Here is a 16,831-nt window from a genome sequence, read left to right as displayed (position 1 = left end):
TCCAATTTAAGGCGGGCAATTCGTATTTTTACGGCTTATTTAGAAGAATATTTTTATTATGCAGAGAGATAATCAAATTTTTGAATTAATAGAGGCGGAGAAGGAACGTCAATTGGAAGGCATTGAGTTAATAGCCTCTGAAAATTTCACCAGTCCACAGGTCATGGAAGCCGCTGGTTCTGTGTTGACCAACAAATACGCAGAAGGATATCCTGGGAAAAGATATTACGGAGGTTGTGAAATAGTTGATGAAGTAGAGCAGATTGCCATAGATAGGGCAAAAGAGCTTTTTGGAGCTGCCTATGCCAATGTACAGCCCCATTCCGGTTCTCAGGCCAATGCCTCTGTATACCACGCCTGTTTACAGCCCGGGGATAAAATATTGGGATTTGATCTTTCTCATGGGGGGCATTTGACACATGGTTCTCCAGTAAACTTTTCAGGTCGCTTGTATTCACCTGTTTTTTATGGTGTAGATGAGGAGACTGGGGTATTAAATTACGATAAGATCCAAGAGATCGCCACCAAGGAACAACCAAAGATGATTATTGCAGGGGCGTCTGCCTACTCTAGAGACATGGATTTTAAACGTTTCAGGGAAATTGCAGATAGTGTAGGAGCTCTCTTGTTGGGAGATATTTCTCACCCTTCAGGTCTTATTGCTAAAGGAATATTGAGTGATCCCCTTCCACATTGCCATATTGTGACCACAACCACACACAAAACCTTGAGAGGACCAAGAGGAGGGCTAATCTTGATGGGTGAGGATTTTGATAACCCATTTGGAATAAAATTGAAAAATGGCAGCCTTAGGAAAATGTCTGCTCTTTTAGATTTAGCAGTTTTCCCGGGAAATCAGGGTGGACCTTTAGAGCACATTATTGCAGCTAAGGCAATTGCCTTCGGAGAGGCATTAACAGATGAATTTTTGCATTACATGTTGCAGGTGAAAAAGAATGCCGCCGCTATGGCTGCAGCCTTTATGGCCAAGGACTATAAAATTATTTCTGGAGGTACAGACAATCATATGATGTTGATTGACCTACGTAATAAGGATATCACAGGGAAGGAAGCTGAAAATGTTTTGGTAAAAGCAGACATCACAGCAAATAAAAATATGGTTCCTTTTGATGATAAATCCCCTTTTATAACTTCTGGAATACGTTTCGGAACAGCTGCAATCACTACTAGAGGGTTGAAAGAGGCCGATATGGCCACCATCGTAGAATTCATTGATACCGTATTGACCAATAAAGATAACGAAGACCTAATTGAAGGAGTTCGTGATCAGGTCAATGAATTAATGAGAGGAAAGGCGTTGTTTAACGCATAGAACATATGGTCCTTTGAACACCAATAGCCCTACCTATTGGTGTTCATTCAGACCTTTAATGATTTAGCATAAATAGATCGCCATAGACCATTGATTTACTTTCTAAATCATATATCACTGCATCGGTTTCAGAATCATAGTATAATCCCCAATATCCGAAATAGTCGTTTATAGAACTATTATTGCCTGATCTGATGTTTTCAAGGTTACCATTACCTTCCAATGGCCCTTCTTCAAATACAGGAATAAACATCTCAAAAGGAACTTCTTTTGAATTTTTTGTCAATATAAAATGGTGATCTGTAATTTCCTTTAAAATATTTTCAAGTTGTGAAGTAATACTTTGGGAATATATTTTTTTGATAATAATAGAGGTGTCCTTCAATAAAATAGAAATTTCTTCAATGTCTATACTAGAAGTGTTCAGATCTTGTAAGGCTTGTAATGCTTTTAAAAATGGATTGACATTGGTTAAGACGCAATTATCTTTTTCCCATTTATGTGTATTTAAGAAGTACAAAACCTCACTTAAGGTTAAGTTATTTTGAAATTCTATATTTAAACAGGCTTCCTCATAGTTAGAGCTATAGATGGTAACAGCAACATCAGAGTAAAAATATTTTGCCAAACTTTTTTCAAAGATATCCATTCCATTGATTCCATAATTGGAATCAATTTCAGGTTTTAGATAGTTTTTAAAACTTTCAATGTACAGCGGCATAATAATCTTGGGATTTGGTTAAGCATATTCACGAAGTTAAATTTTAAAAAAGTGTGGATGCTATATAAAAACCTTAGAAAAATTATGGTTTTTGTGTCAAATGAAGCAGTTTGTCGATAAAATGATCTGGTTCTGCGGGAATTTTCTGATATTTTAAATAAACCCTCTATTCCTGGCTTCTGTTATCAGCGCTTGGTCATTTTGTTTTTCAACGCCAAAAATAGCTTTTAATTGACGCTTTCTATTTTCAATACCAGGAAGGGATAAAGAAATATGATCTATCATATCCTTAGTTTTTGTGCCTATGGATAGATGGTATAATATTTTTTTGTCGTTGTCGTCTAAGGGTATGTCATTGGCCATTTTGGTCCTGATCGCTATCAACGCTTTTTTTGTGTAAAATGGAGGTTCTTTCATGACCGTGTGTACCATATCATTAAGGGCATTTTCGTCAATTTCGGTTTTTACCAGATATCCCTCAGGGTTTACAGATTTCATAATGCTATTAATGCGATAATTATCACTAAAAGAGGATAAGAAAACGATTTTCGATTTTGGAACTACTTTTCTGGCAAGAATACCTAAATCTTCTCCAGTATGCGCCTGGGTTTCATTAGCCGGACCCAATTGAATATCGAGCATGATAATATCATAAGCAAAAGATTTTGAAGAATCTATTATCTTTTGTTTGCCAAGTTCATAGGTTTTAGCTGTATCCACATGAATTTTGAAATCTTCAAACTGAATTTCTTCCAAAATAAATTTATATCCAATCATGGTCATTTCATGATCATCCACCGCTAAAATCCGTAGTGTTTTCATTATCCCTTTAACGTTCTATAGTTCATTGTTTATTGATTTATGAATGGGATCATTGGGCAAGATTTTATCAGCAAATGGTATTTTGACCAAGAGCGACGTGCCTTTACCAATTTTACTTTTTATAGCCACAGTACCATTCATTTTCTTCACTCGGGAGGTTATATTTTTTAAACCAATCCCCTTTTTCTCATTTTTGGCCTGATAACCAACACCATCATCTTCGACCCTCACCAATATATCTTTTTCGTTACAGCCCAAGATAATATTAATATTCGTTGCAAATGCATGTTTGGTGCAGTTCTGTAACGCTTCCTGGAGTATTCTATAGATATTAATTTTAACCTCACTGTCCAGGCGATCCCATTCCAAGTGAGTGGTAAACTCAAAATTGCAATGAACCTTAGAGCTACTTTCAATAGATTTTAAAAGATCTTGAACCGAATAAATAAAGTTATGAATTTTTTGATAAGCAGCGTGGTTCAGTTCGTGAGAAATGGTCCTGACTTCCTCTTCAACATCCTGCAGTTTTTTAAGGTACTCCGCTCTTTGCTTTGCGCTGGTTTCCCCATTCTTGTTGTTCAATCCGCTCAATACTAGTCGAATCCCTAACATTTGACCCAGAATACCATCGTGTAGTTCTTCGGATACCCTTTTCTGTTCCTCGTGTTTCCCTTCTAAAAACTTCTCTTTTTGGGATAGCATTAGGTTGAAGATTTCCAAGTTACTTTTCTGTTGTTGTTGGTCAAATTTCAATTTTTGGTTTTTAATGCGCAAAGAAATGATGCTTACAATGGCAATGGCCAGAAAAAAGAGCCCTATTGCCACTCCTAGCCATAGTTGTTTTTGTCTGGCAAGGAGTTGGTTTTGTTCTATGAACTGGTCTGTTTCAAATTCTATTCTCGCAAACTTATTCCTGATTTGCCGTTCTTCTTTTTGTAGGCTGTCATTTAGACTTATATATTGTTGTACGTATTGTGGAGCATTTTTTGTGTCCAGTTTACTGATCAATTCAAGACTTTCCAATAGCCTTTTGTTGTTACTGCTTCTTTTTGCCAATGCTTTGGATTTCTTTGCATATGCAATGGCACCAGAGGTATCTTTTTTACTTAAGGCATATTCAGCCAGATAGTAATTGGTGAGGGACAAACCCACAATATCATTGATACTGTCCTGAAGCTCCAGTGATTCTGAAAAGGCATTTTTAATACCTACAGTGTCTTTTAAATGAAGTCTGGTTCTCGCATAATTACTTAGGGCCTTGCTGTAGGTATTGGGATCTAATTCTTTTAGATTTTCAGCGCTTATAACTCGTTGAAAATAGACGATAGCAGAAACATAATCTTTTTGATTCAAATAGGTGTCCCCAATATTATTTAATGCTATAAATTCAGCATTTCCATCTTTAAACTTGGATAAATAATTTAAGGCTAATTTAAAATATTCTAAGGCTTTGGTATGTTCCCCCAAAGAACTGTATACTGCCCCTAGATTGTTATAGCACTGGTATAATTGTTCAAATTTGTCCAATGGTTTTAGAAGTTCAATAGCCTTGAAGGTATTGATCTCGCTCCCTGTGTAATCTCTGACATCCCCTTGAACCGCTGCCATGTTGTACAACATTCGACCAGAGAGGAATTCATTTCCAATTGAAGAATAAATTTTTTGAGCTGATGCAAAATGAAAGTATGCACTGTCTTCAACGGTATTGTCTCTAAAAAAAGTGCCTAAATCCCAATGGGATTCAGCCAAAGTAACAGAATCTCCTGCCCGTATGGATGATTGTAAAGCTAGTCCATTCGTTTTTCTGAAAAATAATGAATCCCCTAAATTCATTGAACCCAATGAAATTTGTGAGTAGTATTTGGATTTTAAGGAATCGTTATTAATTTTTAGGGCGTTGTTAAATGCCCTACCCAACAATTTTAGTCTATTGTCATTTGCTAATCCGTCATTTTTACTGAGTTCAACCAATATCATAACACTATCTTTTTGTGATGTGTTTTTTGGATTCGAACTCTTTTGATTATCTTGATAACAAGCGGCTAAAATCAATATGACCGATAAACAGCAGACTTTTTTAATTATATTTTTGATACGGGTTTTTTATTATAATTACAAAAATACAAGATAAAAAAAAAGCTTTAAACTATGTGGTTTAAAGCTTTTTCCTTGAAGTGATATATTTTTAATCCCTTTTATCAGTCTTAACTACACACCCATCAGTCGCATTGATGTCTAAAGTTTCATATAAGGCCTGTGTTTCTTCCATGTTTGTATCTTTTTCACAAGAAAATAAACCTGTTGATAATGCTGCTATTGCTAAAATTCCGAATACTTTTTTCATCTTATAGTAGTTTTAGGGGTTGATTATTAATTTGTTTACCGCTAATTTATAGAGAGGAGGGAGTTTTGGAAAGCAGAAGCTCAGCACTTTAGTGAAATGCCTAGTTTTGAGGGTGTACGAACTGATTTTGAGAGTATTTGTTAATTTAGGGTACGGATAGTGCTCTTGGAAAGGAATTTTTTTAGTTCATCAATATTTTCCTTGTACGATTTCGAAAATGGCAATTGATGGTTGTTCTGCTTTAAAGAGCAGATAGATTTGCCGTAGTTGATTCTGGAAACGTACTTGGTATTTAGGATATAACTTTGGTGAATCCTAATAAAGTTTTTAGGAAGTGTTTCTTCAAAAGTCTTCAGGGTTTTAAATGCACTGATAACACTCCCATCTTTCAAAATAAAATCCGTGGCGTTATTATCTGCTTTTAAATATAGGATTTCATCGGTGTCCACATATCTGTAATCCTTGTACGATTTTAAACAGATGGTTTGGGAGACCTGTTCCTGGGGCATTAGCTTTTTTAATTTCAAGAGTGATTTTCTAATATCGAATTCACTGTAGGGCATAAGCCAATAATCAAAAAAGTTATTCTTTATAGCTTCGTAAGCATGTTGTTTGCCTCTGGAGATTCCTATTAAAATAGGTAGCTCCTTTACATATTGATGCAATTCCAACACCATGTGAAAGTATTCCGAAGCTTTGTCATTTAAATTGATAAAAACGATATTGGGATTGAATTTTAAAATGGAGTTCAACCCTTCGGCACTATTTTGTGCAAGGGCAGTACAGCTAAATTCTCCGTACTCTTCCAGATGATGTTGTAATTGGAGATTGGAGGTAGCCTCGGAATCTATAATAATATATGTGTACTCCATAGACAATATATTTGGGTACAAAGTAAGATTTGTAGCCGAGGACTGATGGTATTTTAACCATAGAATATCTATGGTTTTCCTGTCTAATATATTGTATATGAAGTATCTCCGAAAGAAATAACTTACTTTTTAGACGTATGACGTGTAGGGAACTGTATTAATTTTCTTCAATAAATTGATAAGCACCCAGATCGGGCGCGTTAGTTCTGTCAAATCCCAAAATATCTAGAGGTACCATCAATGCCTTGTTAATAGCTCCCTTTCCTATGCCTGCGGAGTTAAATCCTATATTAAATTCATTTTTGGATGTGTCTTTAAAATCTGAATTTTGATTTAAAATTATATTCCGATAAATGGTGTCATTGTTAAAATTATAATTGGGATTTCCTTGATCTATGGTATTGGGATTTGAGGTAATCAGGGAGTGATTAAAATAGATGGTGAACATGGAACTTGTTTCAGACATTAAAGACAACTCATTGGTTGTACTTCCTGTAATAATACAGTTTTCAAAAGTGGCTTTTTTCAAATTTTTTATGCTGATTTCTCCCGTATTCAGTATCTGATAGTTGGATATTTGAAGTGCTGGGCCCAATCTAAATCCGCTACTGAAATAATTGCCTATCGTACAATGGGTAAACGTGTAAGAGCCGCCAATTTCGCATTTTAAGGATGAGTTTCCGGCATTTCCCAAAACTAAATTTTCTCCGTTGATGGTTCCTGTTCTAGCCCATAAATTGGAATGGGAGCTATTGTAAATCTTTGTATTCTTTATGGTTAGGGTAGGGGTGTTGGCAGAATCATTACCTTCAACCAACAATCCTGTGGTTGCATTTCGGATGGTCAGGTAGTTTATTTCAACAGCCCTACTTTCAGAGGTAAGCCATATGCTGCCCCATTGTCCAGGAACATCGGCAAATGTTCGTTCCAATCTGTCTCCTTCCAATATCACCTCATTCTCCAAGAAAGTATCATCTTCACTCAATGCGCCGTTAATTTTCAAAGCTGCATCCTTCCCAATGATTAGCCCAGAATTCTTATGGAAATACACTCTGGTGCCTGCGTCCATGAGCAAGGTTTTATCCGGGCCGACAGTGGCATATCCATAAATTACATATGGCTTCTGGTTGGTGAAATCCAATTGTCCCTCTGGGAGAACAAACCCTTCAATTTGGGAGCTGGTTCCATTCTCTGCAGGCAATGAAAACGATGCTCCGGGGCCATTTTTAAACTTCCCTGGAAATAGAAAGACTGCATCTCTAATTAGAGTCACCAATTCTACCTGTTGTAAATTGGCCCCGGAATCAAAAACTATGGCATCTGTACTTAAGTACTCCTTTTGCGCGGTTTCTGTAATGTCCAGCGTATTTTCAATAAAAATATAGATACTGTCTTTGGCCAGTATGGGAATATCAAAAAAAGTACTGCCCGCTACACCATCCACATTTAATCTATAACTACTACCAATTCCACCCTTCAGTTCTATACGGGGAACTAAAAGATCTTTTTTACTTCTGTTATAGACCTTTAAACTATATGTACTACTTGAAATTTTAGAAAATATGGTATCCAAATAAACGGTGTCTTTTGAAAACTCCAAGTTTCCCGCACTTGGGGAATATTCAAAATCTTTTCTACAAGAACTCCAAAGAATAGGCAAAAGAACCAATAAGACAACAAGACGAATTCCAAGAGTTTTCAACATTGCTTTTTTCTTGTTGATTTAGGTAAATATATTCTGTATTTCTTCAGATACCCTCATAGGTTTATAGGTAGTAGCATTAAGCATGCACCACTCCGTTTTTGCATGTACAACGGGTAGTTTGGTGACAGCATCATACATTTCCACTATTCTGGTTGAAATAGCCCCTTTAGTTTTTGCTATGTACGTTCTAATTTTTATTTGATCATTTAATTTGGCAGCACTTTTATAAGCGATGTTGTGATTCAGGACCACCCAAATAACGTCTTCTTTTAAGCTTTCAGGGGCCTTTTTTTGCCAGTGCTCCTTGGAGATATCTTGGATCCATTGTACATAACGAACGTTGTTCACATGATTTAAATCATCCAAATCTTCCTCTTGTACGCGTATATCTTTTTCAAAAGGGGTCATGATGCTACTTTTTTAAGATATTTACCTCAAACAGTTTATCCCAGTTTTTACCAGTTACAAAAAAGGTCTTTCTCCCCGGATGGTAGGCAACGCCGTTCAATACATCCAGATCAGCATGCTGTTTTACTTTTTCCTTTAATCCACCAAAATTCACAACGCCTTCTATTGCGCCACTTTGTGCATCAATGATCATCATGCTCTCCTTTAGATATACGTTGGCATAAATCTTCCCGTCAACATACTCCAATTCATTGGTTTTATTGAAAATAGATCTATTGGTCACTGTTTCTATATAGCCTTCTTCCTTCAAGGTCTCTGGATTTAAATTCCAAATTTTTTCGGTTCCATCGCTTTTTAGCAAATTCTTTCCATCATTACAGAGCCCCCAGCCTTCCCTGCTTTGGTCGTAGGTGAAGGTGTCTATTTTTTCAAAATCATCAAGGCTATAAATAAATCCCATGCCACTTTGCCACGTCAATTGATAGATCTTGTCATTTAGGATCGTGATTCCTTCTCCAAAAAACGTTTTGTCAAGGTCTATTTGTTTTAGAATCTTTCCCGACTTATAATCAACCTTTCGCAAAGAAGATTGTCCATTTCTTCCTGTGCTTTCATAGAGGGTGTCATTGTGGAATTCCAATCCTTGGGTATACGCTTTGATATCATGTGGATATTCATTTAGAACTTCATATGTATAGATTTCCGGGGATTTTGAGGCAAGAACTTTTATATTTTTTGTAACATCTACAGTGCCATCATCATAGGTTACCTTGGCCACAAGCGACTTATTGCCAAGGGTAGGTATATTCAAGGTGATTTTACCATCATTGGGAACCAATTCCACCCCATCTATGCTGTATGAAACTGAATTGATTGTTTTTTGTTTGGGATTTCTCAGGTCAATACTGACGGTCTGATTTTGCTGGAACTCTGACTTATTATCTTCCAATTGTATTTTGAAAAGCTTTGATGTTGTAGAATTGCCTCCTCCACAAGAAACAAATAATACGGAGAATAATCCTAAAGCTATATATTTGAACCTCTTCATTTTGCTGATTTTAAGTAGTAGCCTTTGACAAATTAGTAAGGCATTATTACTACATTTTTTTAATACGTTATTTTTTTACATTGGTAAATTTAATAGGCCGTGTCAACCTACTTTTCTATCCCAACATTCTCTATGCCAATTAACTATAAAACCAAAGAAAATGGCAGGATGCAAAGGCAAGGTATTTAATTAAATTAAGATTGTAAAATGATTGCGAAAAAATTAAAAGTTTGTATCTTTGCACCTGGCAAGTCCTACACGACTAGCTCCTGCAGAATCCCCCAGGGTGGGAACGCAGCAAGGGTATGCGGTTGTAGCAGTGCGATGTAGGTAGCTTGCCTTTTTTTGTACCCAAAACTTTCCTTATTTCGGTACAACTCCTTTCCCTTACAAATACATACAAACCCTTTTATCTCTTTTTTTATTCGTTATTTTGTAATCAATTTTTGAGGGTTATGGAAAATAAGGTTGTTTTGATCACAGGAGGTTCTTCTGGGATAGGAAAATCCATTGGAATATTGTTAACATCCAAAGGCTACAAAGTATACGGTACCACCAGGAGTGTAAATAAATATCCCGATTTTAATTTTTTTAGTTTGTTGGAGTTGGATGTTAATGACCCAACATCCATTAAAAAAGCTATTGATGACCTTCTTGAAAAGGAGGGAAGGTTGGATGTGTTGATCAACAATGCTGGCATTGGTATTACAGGACCCATTGAAGAAACTCCACATGAGGAAATACAGAAAGCCTTCAACACCAATTTTCATGGTCCAATACATATGATGAAAGCTGTGTTGCCACAAATGAGGCAACAACATGCCGGTTTAATAATAAATATTACCTCTATTGCGGGTTATATGGGCCTACCCTACAGAGGTATATATTCCGCTACAAAAGGGGCTCTTGAATTGGTTACAGAAGCCATGCGAATGGAAACCAAGGACTTTGGTGTACAAATCACCAACTTAGCTCCAGGTGATTTCGCGACCAACATTGCTTCAGGAAGATACCATGCCCCAATTGATACCAATTCCCCATATAAAGAACCTTATGGGAACACCCTAAAAATGATAAATGATCATGTGGATGAGGGGCAAGATCCAATATGTGTTGCCGAGACCGTGTATGACATCATGCGGACCAAACATCCTAAGGTACATTATAAAGTAGGGGCTTTTATGCAAAAATTTTCACTCTTCTTAAAGAAAATATTACCAGACAAACAGTACGAGAAACTACTACTGAACCATTATAAGTTGTAATTTTGTATTAATTTGAAAAGGAGCCTATGTTCTTATATCTTGCTCCATTATTACTAACCTTTAAAATCAAGTCAGCAAAATGAAATTTTTTATAGACACAGCAAATCTTCAACAAATAAAAGAAGCCCAGGAACTCGGAGTTTTGGATGGAGTAACAACCAATCCATCTCTAATGGCCAAAGAGGGTATCACCGGGAGAAATAATATTTTAAAGCACTACGTTGATATTTGTAATATAGTAGAGGGAGATGTTTCTGCAGAAGTTATTGCCACTACATATGATGAAATGATCACTGAAGGAGAGGAATTGGCCGAATTGCACGAACAAATCGTTGTTAAGGTACCTATGATCAAAGATGGTATTAAGGCTATCAAATATTTCTCAGATAAGGGGATACGCACAAATTGTACATTGGTATTTTCTGCCGGACAAGCACTATTGGCTGCAAAAGCTGGAGCTTCTTATGTATCACCTTTTATAGGTAGATTGGATGATATTTCAACTGATGGTTTAAATCTTATCTCAGAGATCAGGCTTATTTATGATAATTATGGTTTTGACACAGAAATATTGGCCGCTTCTGTAAGGCATACCATGCACGTTATAGATTGTGCAAAACTTGGGGCAGATGTCATGACGGGACCCTTGTCTGCCATAGAAGGGCTTTTAAAGCATCCTCTAACAGATATAGGTCTTGCAAAATTCCTGGAAGACTATAAGAAAGGAAACTAGGGATTACCTATTTTTTAAAATAAATAAAAGCCCTGTAGTTGCATCTACAGGGCTTTTTTTATTAAATGTTTTCGTTCGTGTTATTTAAGGGAGTACAAATTATCAAATGCATCAACAATGGCACCATCTTTCATGGTAATGCACTTGTTTAATGGATATATGATCAAGGCATTTGTAAGCTGCTCAAAATTATCGGACCTAAATTGTAAATTTTTATCCAACCTATAATTTTCAATTATGCCCATCCATTGTGGTTGCTCAGTCTTATAGTTGACACCTATATACCTCACATCCTTGTTTTTGGCCTGAAGTTCCTGTATTTTTCTATTGATATTTTCAAACTGCCTTTTTTGGGTTCCTGTCCAAAAATACAATACGACATTTTTACTGTTGGTCAATTCTCTGAGAGATACCTTTTCTCCATCGGTATTCCAAAGTTCTAAATCGGGAATTTGATTACCTGGTTGAATATTCTGAATGCCTCTGTAAAGCCCATCAATTTCCTCAATATGTTTGTTGTTGCCAGATCTTTTGTGGAAATCCTCAATGAAAAAATTATTATTTTCCTTGTTGTCATGGACTTTCAATAAATAATCCATTGCCACATTTCGGAATAAATTGTCCCTTAAGCTGTTCTCTTTAACCAAGCTATCTATAAGTTTTAACTTATGTAGATTATAATGAAGTGGACTTTTTGTCTTTCCCTGTCCATGTTTGCATTCTTCAGCACAATCCATATAGGACATGTTGCCTATATTGTATATCATGTAATTGTAATAGGGTCTAAAATAGGTAAGGTTGGTATTGTTGTAATCAATATTCTTTCGATACCTGTAAAAATTATTACTGAGCTCGTGAATAGATTTTTCACCTAATTTTCTTCTATGTTTGAAGGGATATTTCTCGTAGTAGGCGTAATAGGTATAATCAATGTTGGCTCTTGCTATTTCCATGGCCTTTTCAGATAAAGCTATATCGTTCTCCAATTCCGTTAAGAGTTGAAATTTGGATTGTCTCAGGGAGTCTATTTTATTACTGAAGGCTTCTGGTTCCAACTCATAAAAATTATTGATCGTTGGCTCCTCTTCTTCGTAAGTAAGGAACATTTCCAAAAGAAAATTGTTTATTCCTTCCCCTGTGCCGGAAAATACCAAAGATTCGTCAAAATCAGAGGTGTTGAGGCGAATGGTTAAACTGTCTCCTTTTTCCAAATAAACATATTGAAGCTCTGGATGGTGGTCAAAATGGTACAATCCTTCTTGTATGGAATCCAATTTTAAAGAAAACCTGTTGTTTTCATCCAGCTTGGCAGAATCAATAATGACTTCATCCTTGTAAAGAACAACGTAATTATTAGTTGGGTTGACGATCTCACCAGAAAAAGAGGCCGACTGAGCGCTTTTTTTGTCAACCTGACAACCAACCAAAATAACTGCAAATAGATAAAAAGTAATTTTCCTCATATAGGCAAATATGACCTTAGTGTCTTCAAATCTACTAAAGAGCTTGGGCATATGTTGTTAATTGCAAGTTAAAAATTCAACCCCTTATTTTTAAAGGGCATATGGGAGGGTAAGTTCTTGGATTACCTCTATTATTTTCACTATTTTTGCACGAATTTAAAAATAAGGAATATGCTGTCTGTATCTAATTTATCGGTACAATTTGGGAAAAGAGTGCTTTTTGATGATGTCAATGTTAGTTTCACACAAGGAAACTGCTATGGGGTGATCGGTGCCAATGGTGCAGGAAAATCAACCTTTCTTAGGATTCTTTCTGGTCAAATTGATCCAACTTCCGGTAGTGTTCATCTAGAGCCAGGTAAAAGGATGTCCATTTTAGAGCAAGATCATAATGCCTTTGATGCCCTTCCAGTTTTAGAAACAGTGGTAATGGGCAACAAGCCCTTGGCTACAATAAAAAAGGAAATGGATGCCCTGTATGCAGATTATGACGATAAGAATGCAGATAGAATAGGGGAGCTACAGGTACAGTTTGAGGAAATGAACGGATGGAACGCAGAGAGCGATGCGGCAGCCCTGTTATCCAATTTGGGAATTACGGAAGATCTTCATTATACCCTTATGGCCGATATGGATTCCAAACTAAAGGTTAGGGTTTTATTGGCGCAGGCGTTATTTGGTAATCCAGATGTATTGATCATGGATGAGCCCACCAACGATTTGGATTATGAGACAATCAGTTGGTTGGAAAATTTCTTGGCAGATTACGAAAACACCGTAATAGTGGTTTCGCATGACCGTCACTTTTTGGATGCGGTTTGTACAAGTATTGCCGATATAGATTTTGGAAAATTAAATCTTTATTCCGGTAATTATACGTTCTGGTATGAAAGTAGTCAACTTGCAGCAAGACAGAGGTCGCAACAGAATAAAAAAGCAGAAGAAAAGGCAAAGGAGCTTCAGGAATTTATCATGCGATTTAGTGCTAACGTTGCAAAAAGTAAGCAAGCAACTTCTAGGAAGAAAATGCTTGCGAAGTTAAAGATAGATGATATTAAGCCCTCAAGTAGAAGGTACCCTGCTATTATCTTTGATAGAGAGCGGGAAGCTGGAGATCAAATTTTGAACATTGAAAAATTAGCGGCTACTTCTGATGATGGGGATATCCTATTTAAAGATGCCAACCTCAATTTGGCCAAAGGGGATAAGGTTGCTGTGATTTCAAGGGATTCCAGGGCAACCACTGCATTTTATGAAATATTGAACAACAATAAAAAGGCCGATAGCGGAACCTTTCAATGGGGTGTTACTACAAATCAATCGTACCTTCCCGCAGATAATTCAGGATTTTTCACGGAAAATATCAATCTAGTAGATTGGTTGCGCCAGTGGGTAAAAACAGAAGAAGAAAGGGAAGAAGTGTATATTCGAGGTTTTCTTGGAAAAATGCTCTTCAGTGGGGAAGAAGCCTTGAAAAAATGTACCGTGTTGTCTGGAGGCGAAAAAGTAAGATGTATGCTGAGTAGGATGATGATGATAAGGGCAAATGTTCTAATGTTAGATGAGCCTACCAATCACTTGGACCTTGAGAGTATTACCGCCTTTAACAACTCTTTAAAGAATTTTAAAGGAACGGTCTTACTAACTACTCATGATCACGAGTTTGCTGAAACAGTAGCTAATAGAATAGTTGAATTAACCCCTAACGGAATTATTGATAGATATTTATCGTTTGATGAATATATGTCCGACAAGTCCATTAAAGAGCAAAGAGATAAAATGTACGCTGTTACCGTTTAATACCTTTGATTGATTCGAAAACAGAATACGTACTCATAATAAAAATAAAGCCCCTCAATTGAGGGGCTTTATGTATTTAATGAACTCTCTATAGTTTTATGTATTAAAATATTTACTGTTCCAAATTCCTGGATTAAAGTTTTTGCCCAAGGCAAACCCATAAAAAATAATTACTGAGGCGGAGCTTTTGAACATAAAGAAAAAGATGATCCAAAATTCTGCACTAGTATTGCTTTTTGAAAATAGACCAGATGGGACAAGTAACGTTAAAAGATAACTGCCTAGAAGCACTACTAGGGCAAGGTTTACAATACTTTTAAATGGCCATGCAAATAGTCTTCTTAAAGGGTGCAGGTCATTGCCCCATTTATGGATTAAATAATAATAATCATTTCCAATTGGAGCAAACAATAACGGATCATCCTTGTCCTTTAATTTAAACAATTTTGAAGGAGCCACTATTTTAAATCCTTTTAGATCAAGATCATGATCCTTTTCTAAATTTTTAATTTTATCGATGGCTTCCTTTGGGATGTCTCCTTTGAAATATTTAGAATCCAAAAACCGTAATCTATAGTCAATACATATCTGTTTTATTTGATCTATATGATAGATGTTAGCGGTTTTTAATTTATCAAAACAAAATGCGTTTTCAACTTGTGATGGTGAACTTCCAAGATTTTTTTCAATCCTGAGATCAATACTTGTTGAATTATTTAATATTTGATAGACATCTTGGATGATTTTTTGAGGATCGGATCTCCTTTCCTTTACTTGAAGAAGTTTTTCTTCGATGTTGGTTTTCTTTATCATTTTCTTTTTTTTTTAGCAACGATATCAAAGTTAGGGAATTAGAGTTTTTTTTCACATCAGTACGGCCTTAAATTAAATGTTAAAATAATGTTAAATACATTTATTTGATTTAAGCAGCGAAAATTGAAAGGGGAATAATTGTATATTGTCGAACTTTTGATACACTTCATCGATAATTAAACTCGTTACCCGTTTGCTAAGTATGAAATTTTCTTTTAACCTTTTTGTTTTTGTGTTGGGCTTATGTTGCTTTTCTTCTTTTGCCCAAAACAGCAATAAGAATTTGAAATATGGTCGTATTACGATGGATCCCAATAAATCTATAGTTCAAAATACGGAAGATTCGGGTAAACTTAATGTGCTGTTGGCTGCAATTAATGCATCAGATATGGCCGAGGTGCTGGACAAGGATGGCCCTTTTACAGTTTTTGCCCCTTCAGATCTTGCCTTTGATAAATTTACCTCCTCAGAGATCGCTATTTTGCTAAAGCCAGAAAATAAAAATAAGGTAAGGTCACTTTTAAATTACCATATCGTTGCGGGTAACATCACGGCTGCCAAATTACTTCGGGCTATGTCCAGGGGAAATGGGACAACAACTCTTACAACAGTGCAGGGAAACAAGATCACGGCTACTATGAGTGGCATTGATATTGTATTGACGGATAGTTATGGAAATACCGCACGAATAACCACTGCTGATGCCAATCAATGCAATGGGGTAATACATGTGATTGACAGCGTTATTTTACCTCAAAAGTACAATCTTCTCTAAGGGCTTAGGGTCAAAATATTTTCTACCGACTTATTGCCTTTTTCATTTTATGGTTATTTTTTAAAACCCCAATGAACTTATTTGCGTAAGTGCTGTTGAACTTAAAAATAAGTATTATGAAAATTTCAAGCATCAAGAATTCTGTATTAAGTATTTTATTGGTAGTAATGGTAGTACCAGCAATGGCACAACAAACAAAAATGGTCGGAGGGGCTGAAATGTTCCCAACGAAAAATATTGTCGAGAATGCTGTAAATTCTAAAGATCATACCACCTTGGTAGCTGCTGTTAAAGCCGCAGATCTTGTTGCTACCTTACAATCTGAAGGTCCGTTTACCGTTTTTGCCCCTGTAAATGCCGCATTTGACAAACTGCCCATGGGAACAGTTGATAATTTGTTGATGATGGAGAACAAAGCCGCTCTACAAGGAGTATTGACGTATCATGTAATCGCAGGAAAATTGAATTCAAAGGATATTTTGAACGCAATAAGAATGAGTAAAGGAAAAGCTACCTTAAAGACAGTAAATGGTCAGGAAGTCTATGCCATGAAAAAAGGGAAAAATATTATAATTTCTGACGCTAATGGCTCAATGGCAAAGGTTACCATTGCAAACGTAAATCAATCTAATGGAGTTATTCATGTGATAGACACTGTATTGCTACCTTCTTCGGAAATGTAATCGAGAAAAGACTTATCATAAAAAAAGGCTGGAAATTATTCCAGCC

Annotated in this window: 16 protein-coding genes and 1 other RNA gene; 7 read left to right on the top strand and 10 right to left on the bottom strand. The window is 36.1% G+C overall.

What is annotated here, in order from left to right; translation table 11 throughout:
- Window positions 1-58 precede the first annotated feature (58 nt).
- The gene (gene glyA, locus SB49_RS05225) at window positions 59-1,333 is read left to right on the top strand and encodes a serine hydroxymethyltransferase (protein ID WP_062054511.1); all 1,275 of its coding nucleotides are present in this window, start codon (window positions 59-61) and stop codon (window positions 1,331-1,333) included.
- Between the two features lie 55 nt (window positions 1,334-1,388).
- On the opposite strand, the gene SB49_RS05220 is transcribed toward glyA, so the two are convergent.
- The 8 genes from SB49_RS05220 to SB49_RS05190 all read right to left on the bottom strand — a co-directional run bounded on the left by SB49_RS05220 (window position 1,389) and on the right by SB49_RS05190 (window position 9,253).
- Window positions 1,389-2,054: a hypothetical protein gene (locus SB49_RS05220; RefSeq protein WP_062054510.1), complete on the bottom strand. Its 666-nt coding sequence runs from the start codon at window positions 2,052-2,054 to the stop codon at window positions 1,389-1,391.
- A gap of 153 nt (window positions 2,055-2,207) precedes the next feature.
- Complete coding sequence (locus tag SB49_RS05215; protein ID WP_062054509.1) at window positions 2,208-2,876, bottom strand: response regulator transcription factor; 669 nt, start codon at window positions 2,874-2,876, stop codon at window positions 2,208-2,210.
- 15 nt (window positions 2,877-2,891) lie between these two features.
- Window positions 2,892-4,853: a tetratricopeptide repeat-containing sensor histidine kinase gene (locus SB49_RS05210; RefSeq protein ID WP_145758360.1), complete on the bottom strand. Its 1,962-nt coding sequence runs from the start codon at window positions 4,851-4,853 to the stop codon at window positions 2,892-2,894.
- Window positions 4,854-5,061: 208 nt separating this feature from the next.
- Complete coding sequence (locus tag SB49_RS16015) at window positions 5,062-5,220, bottom strand: hypothetical protein (protein WP_156036443.1); 159 nt, start codon at window positions 5,218-5,220, stop codon at window positions 5,062-5,064.
- Between the two features lie 140 nt (window positions 5,221-5,360).
- Window positions 5,361-6,092, bottom strand: coding sequence for a LytR/AlgR family response regulator transcription factor (locus tag SB49_RS05205; protein WP_062054507.1), 732 nt, complete (start codon window positions 6,090-6,092; stop codon window positions 5,361-5,363).
- A gap of 157 nt (window positions 6,093-6,249) precedes the next feature.
- Window positions 6,250-7,797: a hypothetical protein gene (locus SB49_RS05200; RefSeq protein ID WP_062054506.1), complete on the bottom strand. Its 1,548-nt coding sequence runs from the start codon at window positions 7,795-7,797 to the stop codon at window positions 6,250-6,252.
- Between the two features lie 18 nt (window positions 7,798-7,815).
- Window positions 7,816-8,205 (bottom strand): acyl-CoA thioesterase, encoded by a 390-nt coding sequence (locus tag SB49_RS05195; RefSeq protein ID WP_062054504.1) that lies wholly within the window; start codon window positions 8,203-8,205, stop codon window positions 7,816-7,818.
- Between the two features lie 4 nt (window positions 8,206-8,209).
- Window positions 8,210-9,253, bottom strand: coding sequence for a glutaminyl-peptide cyclotransferase (locus tag SB49_RS05190; RefSeq protein ID WP_062054502.1), 1,044 nt, complete (start codon window positions 9,251-9,253; stop codon window positions 8,210-8,212).
- 245 nt (window positions 9,254-9,498) lie between these two features.
- Here SB49_RS05190 and ffs point away from each other — a divergent pair.
- The 3 genes from ffs (at window position 9,499) to fsa (ending at window position 11,251) form a co-directional block, all read left to right on the top strand.
- Window positions 9,499-9,597: signal recognition particle sRNA small type (ffs, locus tag SB49_RS05185), an RNA gene on the top strand.
- A gap of 111 nt (window positions 9,598-9,708) precedes the next feature.
- Window positions 9,709-10,518, top strand: coding sequence for an SDR family oxidoreductase (locus SB49_RS05180; RefSeq protein ID WP_062058889.1), 810 nt, complete (start codon window positions 9,709-9,711; stop codon window positions 10,516-10,518).
- Between the two features lie 79 nt (window positions 10,519-10,597).
- Entirely contained in the window at window positions 10,598-11,251 is a 654-nt protein-coding gene (fsa, locus tag SB49_RS05175) for a fructose-6-phosphate aldolase (RefSeq protein WP_062054500.1), read from the top strand.
- Between the two features lie 80 nt (window positions 11,252-11,331).
- Here fsa and SB49_RS05170 read toward each other — a convergent pair whose 3' ends face one another.
- Window positions 11,332-12,765: a TlpA family protein disulfide reductase gene (locus SB49_RS05170; RefSeq protein ID WP_235537838.1), complete on the bottom strand. Its 1,434-nt coding sequence runs from the start codon at window positions 12,763-12,765 to the stop codon at window positions 11,332-11,334.
- 120 nt (window positions 12,766-12,885) lie between these two features.
- Here SB49_RS05170 and SB49_RS05165 point away from each other — a divergent pair, with 120 nt between their 5' ends.
- Window positions 12,886-14,514, top strand: coding sequence for an ABC-F family ATP-binding cassette domain-containing protein (locus tag SB49_RS05165; protein WP_062054498.1), 1,629 nt, complete (start codon window positions 12,886-12,888; stop codon window positions 14,512-14,514).
- Window positions 14,515-14,610: 96 nt separating this feature from the next.
- Here SB49_RS05165 and SB49_RS05160 read toward each other — a convergent pair whose 3' ends face one another.
- Window positions 14,611-15,327 (bottom strand): hypothetical protein, encoded by a 717-nt coding sequence (locus SB49_RS05160; RefSeq protein ID WP_062054496.1) that lies wholly within the window; start codon window positions 15,325-15,327, stop codon window positions 14,611-14,613.
- A gap of 202 nt (window positions 15,328-15,529) precedes the next feature.
- On the opposite strand from SB49_RS05160, the gene SB49_RS05155 reads away from it, so the two are divergent.
- Window positions 15,530-16,102 (top strand): fasciclin domain-containing protein, encoded by a 573-nt coding sequence (locus SB49_RS05155; protein WP_062054494.1) that lies wholly within the window; start codon window positions 15,530-15,532, stop codon window positions 16,100-16,102.
- A gap of 116 nt (window positions 16,103-16,218) precedes the next feature.
- Window positions 16,219-16,785 carry a fasciclin domain-containing protein gene (locus tag SB49_RS05150; RefSeq protein WP_062054492.1) on the top strand — a complete coding sequence of 189 codons (567 nt, stop codon included), beginning with the start codon at window positions 16,219-16,221 and terminating at the stop codon, window positions 16,783-16,785.
- Window positions 16,786-16,831 lie beyond the last annotated feature (46 nt).

Origin of the sequence: Sediminicola sp. YIK13 (assembly GCF_001430825.1) — a bacterium.
Taxonomy (GTDB): domain Bacteria; phylum Bacteroidota; class Bacteroidia; order Flavobacteriales; family Flavobacteriaceae; genus Sediminicola.
This window is presented reverse-complemented; position numbering and strand designations above follow the sequence as displayed.